This window comes from Mesorhizobium sp. M7A.F.Ca.US.006.04.2.1 (assembly GCF_004022915.1).
Classification (GTDB): domain Bacteria; phylum Pseudomonadota; class Alphaproteobacteria; order Rhizobiales; family Rhizobiaceae; genus Mesorhizobium; species Mesorhizobium ciceri.
In genome coordinates this window covers 1-1,807 of sequence record NZ_RZQA01001077.1, presented here as the reverse complement: position 1 = coordinate 1,807, position 1,807 = coordinate 1, and the positions used below count along the sequence as shown (strand labels likewise).

Genomic DNA, 1,807 nt, shown 5'->3' with positions numbered 1-1,807 from the left:
GGCACGGCGTCAGCGCTGATGGGCACGCTGCATTTCGCCATCGGCGCACTGGCCATGGGTGTTGCCGGCGTGTTCTTCGACGGTACGCCGCTGCCGATGGTGGCCGGCATCACGCTCTGCGCGGTGATTTCCTTCACGCTGGCCAAGGTCACGCTCGGCCGCTCTCGCGAGGCCGTCGAGGCGCCGGCCGAGTAGTAGACTTTCGATGAGAACGAAGGGGCCGGCTCATGCCGGCCTCTTTGCCATTGGGCGCGGACAGTTCCGTCCGAAAGGCGTTGACGACGCCCGGTTTCGGCTGTAGCAGCGATGGTCATGATGATCGCAACGGCTCTCGTGGTGGTAGGAAAGCGCATGGGCAGGATGGTGTAACCATCCGGCGATAGCCACCCATGCGCGGTAAACAGGCTCCTGACGGGGCCTTTTTTTATGCCCGAAATCCGGGCGATGCCCCGTCAATCATCCTCATCACGCAATACACCACGGATCAGAACCATGACGGGCGAGAACCCTATTCAAACCGCGAGCAAGCGCATGACAGGCGCGGAGATCGTTCTCCACGCACTCAGAGACAATGGCGTAGAGCATGTCTTCGGCTATCCTGGCGCCGCCTTGCTGCCGATCTACGACGAGATATTCCAACAGGATGACATCAAGCATATCCTCGTGCGCCATGAGCAAGGTGCGGGCCATGCCGCCGAAGGCTATGCACGGTCTACGGGCAAGGTCGGCGTCATGCTCGTCACATCCGGTCCAGGCACGACAAATGCGGTAACGCCACTGCAGGATGCGCTTATGGATTCGGTGCCGATCGTCTGCCTGACAGGACAGGTGCCGACAACGCTGATCGGCTCCGATGCCTTTCAGGAATGCGACACGGTCGGTATTACGTGGCCCTGCACCAAGCACAATTCGTTGGTCAAGGACGTCAACGAACTGGCGTCAACGATCCACAGGGCTTTTCACATCGCCAAGTCCGGACGACCGGGACCTGTCCTCGTCGACATGCCAAAGGACGTCCTGTTTGCCACCGGCGTGTACACGCCGCCCTCGGATGCTGCTGCACTGAAGAGCTGTCGGCCGACGGTGGAGAGCGACATCAACGAGATCGGCAAGGCGATAGAGTTGATGGCCAATGCCCGTCGTCCAGTCATTTATACCGGCGGTGGCATCGTCAATTCCGGCATGGAGGCATCGAGACTGCTGCGGGAGCTTGTCGAACTGACTGATTTCCCGATCACTTCGACCCTCATGGGGCTTGGCGCATATCCGGCATCCGGCAAGAACTGGCTGAAAATGGTCGGCCTGCACGGATCGTACGAGGCGAACATGGCCATGCATGAGTGCGACGTTATGCTCTGCATCGGCGCCCGCTTTGACGATCGCGTGACTTCGCGCGTGGAGGCTTTTTCACCGAGCTCAAGGAAGATCCATGTCGATATCGATCCCTCCTCGATCAACAAGACCGTCCGTGCCGACGTCGGCATCCAGGGCGATGCCGGCAAGGTGGTGGACAGCCTGGTTCGCTCATGGCGTGCGCTGCCGCAAAACCCTGACAGAAGGCGCCTCGACGAATGGTGGAAAAAGATCGCGCGCTGGCGCGGGCGCAACTCCTTCTCTTACGAGATGAGCAACGAGGTGATCATGCCGCAATATGCGGTCGAGCGTCTCTACGCGCTGACGAAGGATCGCGACACCTACATTACGACCGAAGTTGGCCAGCATCAGATGTGGGCGGCCCAGTTCTACGGTTTCGAAAAGCCGCGTCGCTGGATGACGTCGGGCGGCCTTGGTACGATGGGCTATGGCT

The 1,807-nt window shown here is 60.3% G+C and carries 1 protein-coding gene and 1 pseudogene; both read left to right on the top strand.

What is annotated here, in order from left to right:
- Window positions 1–195: pseudogene (locus tag EN925_RS34430) on the top strand (multidrug effflux MFS transporter); the annotation flags it as partial.
- 297 nt (window positions 196–492) lie between these two features.
- The coding region (gene ilvB / locus EN925_RS34425) for a biosynthetic-type acetolactate synthase large subunit (protein WP_128337298.1) at window positions 493–1,807 on the top strand (1,315 nt) is incomplete at its 3' end.